Source organism: Fodinibacter luteus, from assembly GCF_039541575.1.
Classification (GTDB): domain Bacteria; phylum Actinomycetota; class Actinomycetes; order Actinomycetales; family Dermatophilaceae; genus Fodinibacter; species Fodinibacter luteus.
The window spans coordinates 175305-183671 of the sequence record NZ_BAABGM010000020.1 but is presented as its reverse complement, the minus strand read 5'-3'; the positions used below and the strand labels follow the sequence as shown (position 1 = coordinate 183671).

General features: G+C 73.2%; 6 protein-coding genes. All 6 read left to right on the top strand.

Features of this window, described 5'->3' with window-relative positions; translation table 11 throughout:
* Positions 1 to 202: 202 nt before the first annotated feature.
* The 6 genes from ABD899_RS15575 to ABD899_RS15550 all read left to right on the top strand — a co-directional run bounded on the left by ABD899_RS15575 (position 203) and on the right by ABD899_RS15550 (position 8272).
* Positions 203 to 1168: a TIGR03885 family FMN-dependent LLM class oxidoreductase gene (locus ABD899_RS15575; RefSeq protein ID WP_345207652.1), complete on the top strand. Its 966-nt coding sequence runs from the start codon at positions 203 to 205 to the stop codon at positions 1166 to 1168.
* On the top strand, positions 1165 to 2844 hold the full coding sequence (locus ABD899_RS15570; protein WP_345207650.1) for an alpha-amylase family protein: 1680 nt from the start codon (positions 1165 to 1167) through the stop codon (positions 2842 to 2844). Before ABD899_RS15575 ends, ABD899_RS15570 begins: the two co-directional genes overlap by 4 nt.
* A gap of 198 nt (positions 2845 to 3042) precedes the next feature.
* Complete coding sequence (gene pdhA / locus ABD899_RS15565; protein WP_425474982.1) at positions 3043 to 4239, top strand: pyruvate dehydrogenase (acetyl-transferring) E1 component subunit alpha; 1197 nt, start codon at positions 3043 to 3045, stop codon at positions 4237 to 4239.
* The gene (locus tag ABD899_RS15560) at positions 4236 to 5213 is read left to right on the top strand and encodes an alpha-ketoacid dehydrogenase subunit beta (RefSeq protein ID WP_345207649.1); all 978 of its coding nucleotides are present in this window, start codon (positions 4236 to 4238) and stop codon (positions 5211 to 5213) included. Before pdhA ends, ABD899_RS15560 begins: the two co-directional genes overlap by 4 nt.
* Positions 5214 to 5227: 14 nt before the next feature.
* Positions 5228 to 6796 (top strand): dihydrolipoamide acetyltransferase family protein, encoded by a 1569-nt coding sequence (locus ABD899_RS15555; protein ID WP_345207647.1) that lies wholly within the window; start codon positions 5228 to 5230, stop codon positions 6794 to 6796.
* A 3-nt stretch (positions 6797 to 6799) separates the two neighbouring features.
* Complete coding sequence (locus tag ABD899_RS15550) at positions 6800 to 8272, top strand: Rossmann-fold NAD(P)-binding domain-containing protein (protein WP_345207645.1); 1473 nt, start codon at positions 6800 to 6802, stop codon at positions 8270 to 8272.
* Positions 8273 to 8367 lie beyond the last annotated feature (95 nt).

The window sequence follows — 8367 nt, the reverse complement described above, 5'->3', positions numbered from 1 at the left end:
TGTCCCCGGGACACCCGCGCGAGCTTGAGGTCATCACCCCCACCGGGCACACCTACCGCTCCACCGCGCCCCCACTGACCGGCTGGGGCTGGCAACCCGCCGAGCCGGACACCCCGGCGACACCCCTTGCGCAGGCATCGTCGCGCGTTCCCGCAGGTCCGCGACTTGACCCGGGCGGGCATCTCGGGTTGCGTGGGTCCGCATGACGGTCATCGGATTCCACTGCTCCCACGAGCAGGTCGCCCCCGCGCGCCTGCTCCGCGACGTCCAGCACGCCGAGCAGGCGGGCTTCACGGCGGCCATGTCGAGCGACCACCTGTCGCCGTGGTCGCAGCGCCAGGGCGAGTCGGGTTTCGCCTGGTCCTTCCTCGGCGCCGCCCTCGCGACGACGAGCCTGCCGTTCGGCGTCGTCACGGCCCCCGGCCAGCGCTACCACCCCGCCATCACCGCTCAGGCCATCGCCACCCTCGCGAGCATGTTCCCCGGCCGCTTCTGGGCGGCGCTGGGTTCCGGCGAGGCGAGCAACGAGCGCGTCACCGGCGACCCCTGGCCCCGCAAGGAGGTCCGCGACGCGCGCCTCGTCGAGTGCGTCGACGTCATCCGCCGGCTCCTCACGGGTGAAGAGGTCAGCCACGACGGCCTCGTCACCGTCAACCGCGGTCGTCTGTGGTCCCTCCCGGATGCCGTCCCACCCCTCATCGGGCCGGCTGTCACTCCGGCGACCGCCGCACGGCACGCGGCGTGGGCCGACGGCCTCGTCACGGTCAACCAGCCGCTCGACACCCTTCGCCAGGTTCTCGACGCCTACCGCGGCGCCGGTGGCCGTGGCCCCGCCCGCCTCCAGGTCCACCTCAGCTGGGCCGCGACCGACGACGAGGCTCTGGCCATCGCCCACGACCAGTGGCGCAGCAACGTCCACGGGCCGCCCGTCTCGTGGGACACCGAGACCGTCGAGGCCTTCGACACGATGGCGCGCACGGTCACCCCGGAGCAGGTCGCGGACGTCGTCAACGTCTCGAGCGACCCGGCCCGGCACGCCGCCTGGCTCCACGAGTACCTCGAGCAGGGCTGGGAGGAGGTCTACCTGCACTTCGTCGGCAAGCAGCAGGAGGCCTTCATCGACACCTTCGGCGAGCACGTCCTGCCCCAGCTGGGAGCGAGCCGATGAGGCTCTCCCAGACCGGTGACGTGTGGTGGAAGTCGGCCGTCTTCTACTGCGCCGACGTCGAGACCTTCCAGGACTCCGACGGCGACGGCATCGGCGACCTGCGCGGCATGACCGAGCGGCTCGAGTACCTCGCCGACCTCGGGGTGACCTGCCTGTGGCTCATGCCCTTCTACCCGACCGCCGGGCGCGACGACGGCTACGACATCACCGACTTCTTCGGGGTCGACCCGCGCCTGGGCACCCTCGGCGACTTCGTCGAGCTCGTCCGCACGGCCCGCAGCCGCGGCATCCGGGTCATCGTCGACTTCGTCATGAACCACACCTCCGACCGTCACCCGTGGTTCCGGAGCGCCCGACGCAGCGTCGACGACCCCTACCGCCGGCACTACGTGTGGTCGCCGACGAAGCCCCGCACGAGCAAGGCCGAGGTCGTCTTCCCCGACCAGGAGGACAGCATCTGGGAGCTCGACGACAAGACCGGCGAGTACTACCTCCACCACTTCTACAAGACCCAGCCCGACCTCAACGTCGCCAACCCGGCCGTCCAGGAGGAGATCGCGCGCACCCTCGGCTTCTGGCTCGAGCTCGGCGTCTCCGGCTTCCGGATCGACGCCGTGCCGTTCCTCTTCGCCGAGGACACCTACCCCGGCTCCGAGCCCGGGGGCTTCGACCCGCAGCGCTACCTCAAGGACGTCCGCGACTTCGTGACCCGCCGCCTCGGCGACGCCGCCCTGCTCGGCGAGGTCAACCTCCCCTACCCGCAGCAGAAGGAGTTCTTCGGCGGCGCGGACGGCGACGGCCTCAACATGCAGTTCGACTTCAACGGCATGCAGCGCCTCTACCTCTCCCTCGCCCGCGGGGATGCCGGTCCGCTCACCTCCGCGCTGCGCGAGCGCCCCCCGCTCGACGTCACGAGCCAGTGGGCCAACTTCGTGCGCAACCACGACGAGCTCACCCTCGACAAGCTGAGCATCGCGGAGCGCAAGGAGGTGTTCGCCGCGTTCGGGCCCGACCCGGGCATGCAGCTGTACGGCCGTGGGCTGCGTCGACGGCTGCCGACGATGCTCGGCGGCGACCAGCGCCGCATCCGACTCGTCTACTCGCTCATGTTCTCCCTGCCCGGCACCCCGACGCTCTTCTACGGCGAGGAGATCGGGCTCGGCGAGAACCTCGACGTCGAGGGGCGCCTCGCCGTCCGCACCCCGATGCAGTGGGATGCCGGTGCGAACGGCGGCTTCTCCACCGCACCGAGGCGCCGGCTCACCCGCCCGCAGCCCGCCGGGCTGTGGGGCCCGGAGCACGTCAACGCCGCCGACCAGCGCCAGGACCCCGGCTCGCTCTGGTCGTTCGTGCGCACCCTCATCCGCCGCTACCGGCAGATGCCGCAGATCGGGTGGTCCGACGTCGAGGTGCTCGACCACGACGTGCCCGCCGTGCTCGCCCACGTCTGCCGGTGCGAGGACTGGCGCCTGCTCGCGATCCACAACCTCGGTGCCGACGACGCGCTCGTCACCCTCGACCTCGGGACGGTCCCCGAGGGCACGGTGCTGCGCGACGTCCTCGACGGGCGCGACGACCAGCCGCTCGACCCGAGCGGCCGCGTCGAGGTTCGCGTCGACGGGTACCGCGGCCAGTGGCTGCGCGTCCTCACCCCGGGCGAGCTGGCGTACGCCTGACACCGGCAGCACGTCCGGCTTGGTGGAAGTCGCGCTCCCACCGGTACGGTGGTCCCGACATCGGCAGTGACCGCCGCCACACCCAGCACCGCGGTCACCACGACCCCTGTCGGCCGCGCGGGGCGGGCACCTCCACCGCGCACGGCCGGCACCGACGCGGCATCCCGTCACCACGGGAGCCCGGAGAAGGAGTGCCCCGTGAGCGACAACGACGTCGCCCCGCTCGAGACGGCGTTCGGCGTGGACCACCACGTCAGCCGCGCCGAGGCCCCCGACCGCCCCGCCCAGGACGGCGGCCCGGAGATGGTGCAGCTGCTCAACCCCGAGGGTGAGCGCGTGTCCCATCCCGAGCACGACGCCGCCGTCGAGGCGCTGACCGACGAGGAGCTGCGCGGGTTCTACCGCGACCTCGTGCTCATCCGCCGCTTCGACGCCGAGGCCACCGCGCTCCAGCGCCAGGGTGAGCTCGGCCTCTGGGCCAGCCTGCTCGGCCAGGAGGCCGCCCAGGTGGGCTCCGGGCGAGCGCTGCGCCCCCAGGACTACGCCTTCCCGACCTACCGCGAGCACGGCGTCGCGTGGTGCCGGGGCGTCGACCCGGTCAACCTCCTCGGCATGTTCCGGGGCGTCAACCACGGCGGCTGGGACCCGAACGAGAAGAACTTCCACCTCTACACGATCATCATCGGCGCCCAGACGCTGCACGCCACGGGGTACGCCATGGGCGTCCAGCGCGACGGCAACGTCGGCACCGGCGACGACGACCGCGACACCGCCGTCATCGCCTACTTCGGCGACGGTGCCACGAGCCAGGGCGACGTCTCCGAGGCCCTCGTCTTCGCGGGCGTCAACAACAGCCCCGTCGTCTTCTTCTGCCAGAACAACCAGTGGGCCATCTCCGAGCCCAACGAGAAGCAGACCCGCGCCCCGCTGTGGCACCGCGCCCGCGGCTTCGGCTTTCCCGGCATCCGGGTCGACGGCAACGACGTGCTCGCCGTCTACGCCGTCACCAAGGCGGCCCTCGACGCCGCGCGCACCGGTCAGGGCCCGACGTTCATCGAGGCCTACACGTACCGGATGGGCGCGCACACGACGTCCGACGACCCGACGAAGTACCGCGTGAGCGCCGAGGTCGAGGTGTGGAAGCACCGCGACCCCATCGAGCGCTTCAAGCGCTGGCTCACGACGACCGGCCGCGCCGACGCCGACTTCGTCGAGGCCGTCGAGGCGGAGGCCGAGGAGCTCGGCACCTCGGTGCGCCGTCGCTGCCTCGAGATGCCCGACCCCCCGGGGACCGACATGTTCGACCACGTCTACGCCGAGCGGCACCCCCTCATCGAGCGGGAGCGGGCCGAGTTCGAGGCCTACCAGGCGTCCTTCGAGGAGGCCCAGCGGTGAGCGCCCCGACGACGACCCTCGCGAAGGGCATCACGAGCGGCCTGCGGGCCGCCATGGAGCGCGACCCCAAGGTCGTCCTCCTCGGTGAGGACATCGGCAAGCTCGGCGGTGTCTTCCGGGTCACCGAGGGCCTGCAGAAGGACTTCGGCGAGGAGCGGGTCATCGACACCCCGCTCGCCGAGGCCGGCATCCTCGGCACGGCGATCGGCATGGCCCTGCGCGGCTACCGCCCAGTCGTCGAGATCCAGTTCGACGGCTTCGTGTACCCGGCGTTCGACCACATCGTGAGCCAGGTCGCCAAGCTGCGGGCCCGCTCGCTCGGCTACGTCGCGATGCCGATCGTCATCCGCATCCCGTTCGGCGGCGGCATCGGGGCGGTCGAGCACCACAGCGAGTCCAACGAGGCCTACTTCGCGCACACCGCCGGCCTGCGCGTCGTCGCCTGCTCCAACCCGCACGACGCGCACTGGATGATCCGGCAGGCGATCGAGACCGACGACCCCGTCGTCTTCTACGAGCCGAAGCGCCGCTACTGGGACAAGGGCGAGGTGGGCGACGCCCCCGAGGGCCCGCTCGGGTCGGCCCGGGTGCTCCGCGAGGGCACCGACGTCACGCTGCTCGCCTACGGCCCGATGGTCAAGACCTGCCTACAGGCCGCCCAGGCCGCCGAGGAGGAGGGGCGCTCGCTCGAGGTCATCGACCTGCGCTCGCTCTCCCCCCTCGACGAGGACGTCATCCTCGCCTCGGCGAGGCGGACCGGGCGGGTCGTCGTCGTCCACGAGGCCTCGACCTTCCTCGGCCTCGGCGCGGAGATCTCGGCCCTCGTGACCGAGCGCGCGTTCTACCACCTCGAGGCGCCGGTGCTCCGCGTCGGCGGTTACGACGTGCCCTACCCGCCGAGCCGCATCGAGGAGGAGTTCCTCCCCGACCTCGACCGGGTGCTCGACGCCGTCGACCGCTCCCTCGCCTACTGAAAGGGTTCTGGCACATGGCTCTTCGTGAGTTCAAGCTCCCTGACCCGGGTGAGGGCCTGACCGAGGCCGAGCTCGTCACGTGGCACGTGGCGGTCGGCGACACGGTCAGGGTCAACGACGTCGTCGTCGAGGTCGAGACGGCCAAGTCGCTCGTCGAGCTGCCCGTGCCGTTCGCCGGCACCGTCGCGGCGCTGCACGCCGCCGAGGGTGACACCGTCGAGGTCGGCACCGTCATCATCACGATCGACGACCCCAGCTTCATCGGGTCACCCGATGAGCCCCCCCTGTCCCCGACCAGCGTTCCCCCGGACGGTGGGGGTTCGTCCGGCACGGCCACGCCGGATGCCGTCGCGCCGGCTTCCGCGCCCGCCTCGCCTCCCACAGGCGCCTCCGCACCTGCCGGGGCCCCGGCATCGGAGGCGATCGCCGAGGGGCTCATCGGCGGCACGACCTCCACGGGCCGCACCGCGGTGCTCGTCGGCTACGGGGTCAGGCAGACCGAGGCCAAGCGCCGCCCCCGCACGTCGTCCCGGCCGGAGAAGCTCGAGGGCCCGGGGCTGTCCGGGAAGGGAGGCGGCGACGTCGCGATCGAACCACTCGAACCACTCGAGCCGCTCGAGTCGGGAGCCGAGGGCGTGCCGCTCACCGGCGCCCGGGTGCGCGCCCTCGCCAAGCCGCCCGTCCGCAAGCTCGCCAAGGACCTCGGCGTCGACCTCGCCTCGGTCACCCCCACCGGCGACGGCGGGGTCGTCACCCGGGCCGACGTCGAGGCCGCGGCCGCGGGAGGTGGGCCGTCGAGCGCCGCGGGCGCCACGGCATCCGGCGGGGGGATGCCGGTCGGCGCCGCCTCGTGGCCGGCCGGCGGTGAGCGCGAGAGCCGGGTCCCGATCAAGGGCGTGCGCAAGATGACCGCCCAGGCGATGGTCGGCAGCGCGTTCACGGCGCCGCACGTCACCGAGTGGGTCACCGTCGACGTCACCGCGACGATGGACCTCGTCGACCGGCTCAAGAAGGACAGGGAGTTCCGCGACGTCAAGGTCACGCCGCTCCTCGTGCTCGCCAGGGCGATGTGCGTCGCGGTGCGCCGCAACCCCGGGGTCAACGCCAGCTGGGACGAGGCGGCCCAGGAGATCGTGCTCAAGCACTACGTCAACCTCGGCATCGCCGCGGCCACCCCTCGAGGTCTCGTCGTCCCGAACGTCAAGGACGCCGACCGGATGACGATGCACGAGCTCGCCGAGGCCATCGGCGCCCTCACCGCGACGGCCCGCGAGGGTCGCACCCAGCCCGCCGACATGGCGGGCGGCACGATCACGATCACGAACGTCGGGGTCTTCGGCGTCGACGCCGGCACGCCCATCCTCAACCCGGGGGAGTCGGCGATCATGGCCTTCGGCGCGATCGACCGCCGCCCGTGGGTCGTCACCGGGCCCGACGGCGCCGAGTCGATCGAGCCGCGGTGGGTCACGACGCTCGCGCTGAGCTTCGACCACCGCCTCGTCGACGGTGAGCTCGGGAGCCGATACCTCGCCGACGTCGCCGCCATCCTCGCCGACCCGGCCCGCGGCCTCGTCTGGGGCTGAGCGGTGGCGACGCGCGACGAGCCGCTGGGTGTCGTCTTCCCCGAGGTCGACGGCCGGCGTTCGACCAGTGCCACCGGTCGTGCCGTCGTCGCCGAGGCCCTGCGGCGGGTCGACCCCGTCGGCGCAGCTGCGGCCAAGCGGGAGACGAACTGGCGCAGCGGCTACCTCACCCACTTCCGCCGGCTCGTCGAGGCCGGCCTGGCCCGACCCGAGGATGCCGTGGCGATCGCGGACGCCGGGCTCGCCGCAGTGCACGCCCGGATGCGCTGGCGCGACCCCGACGGTGCCGAGTGCGGCCTCGACGCCGCGCTCGGCGGGGTCGTCGGCAGCCCCGCGGACAGCCTGGCCACCGAGAGCCTCGGCGGCGCCGGCGAACCCGACACCGCACTCACGGTGCCCTACCGGGGTTCCCGCCTCGCCGGCGACGACCTGCGCCGTCGCCTCGACGCCTGGGTCGCCGACGGCGTCGTCGAGCCGAGCCTGCGCGACGCCGTGGGCGCCGTCATCGACAACCCCGACTGGCTGCGGCTCGAGGGGCGCACCGTCGTCGTGCTCGGCGCGGCAGCCGAGATGGGGCCGTTGCGCTCGCTCCTGCGCTGGGGCGCCACCGTCGCGGCCGTCGACCTGCCGCGCCCCGAGCTGTGGACCCGGCTGCTCGACGACACCGCCGGGTTCGCCGGCCGGCTCCTCGTGCCGGCCTCACCCGGTTCCTCGCCGCTGGCCGAGCGCGCCGGGGTCGACCTCGTCCACGACCTCCCGACGGCCACCGGCTGGGTCTGCGGGCTGCCCGGGTCGCTCGTCGTCGGCAACTACGTCTACGCCGACGGGGCGATGAACGTGCGGGTCAGCACCGCCGTCGACGCCATGACCCGCATCGTGCGCCTCGCCCGCCCCGACTCGGCCCTGTCCTTCCTCGCCACCCCCACCGACGTGTTCGCCGTCCCCGGTGAGGCCGTCGACGCCTCGACCCGCTCCTACGCCGAGCGGCGCACCTCGAAAATGCTGCGCGGCCCACTGCGCACGCTGTCCGGGGGTCGCCTGCTGCGCCGCAACTACCGGCCCGGCGAGGACCCCGGCATCAACGACTCCGTCGTCCTCCAGCAGGGCCCGAACTACCTCCTCGCCAAGCGGATCCAGCGCTGGCGGGCCACGTCGGCCCGGGCCCAGGGGGCGACGGTGTCGTTCAAGATCGCCCCGCCCACCCGCACCCGCTCGGTCGTCAAGAACCGCGCGCTCGCCGCGGCGTACGCCGGGGCCCACCGCTTCGGCGTCGAGGTCTTCGAGCCGGGCACGGCGAACACGCTCATGGCGGCCCTGCTCGTCCACGACCTCGTCGCCGGGTCGCCCGCCCACGAGCACCCGTGGCAGGACGAGGCCTACGCCGCGGCCCACGGCGGGCTGTGGCGGGCGGCCTACGACCCGCGCAGCGCGCTCGGGCTGGCCGCGCTCCTCGGCGCCGCCTCGGCCCGCCCCTGACTTCCGGGCCCCAACCCCCGCTGGCCTTCCGGCCCGCCCGCTCGGCACGAGCGGGCACGTGGCTGCCCCCAGCGACCACTTCCGCACTCAGCGCG

Coding starts and splice junctions, on each gene's coding strand:
- ABD899_RS15575 (WP_345207652.1), top strand. CDS start 203: ATGACGGTCATCGGATTCCACTGCTCCCACGAGCAGGTCGCCCCCGCG.
- ABD899_RS15570 (WP_345207650.1), top strand. CDS start 1,165: ATGAGGCTCTCCCAGACCGGTGACGTGTGGTGGAAGTCGGCCGTCTTC.
- ABD899_RS15555 (WP_345207647.1), top strand. CDS start 5,228: ATGGCTCTTCGTGAGTTCAAGCTCCCTGACCCGGGTGAGGGCCTGACC.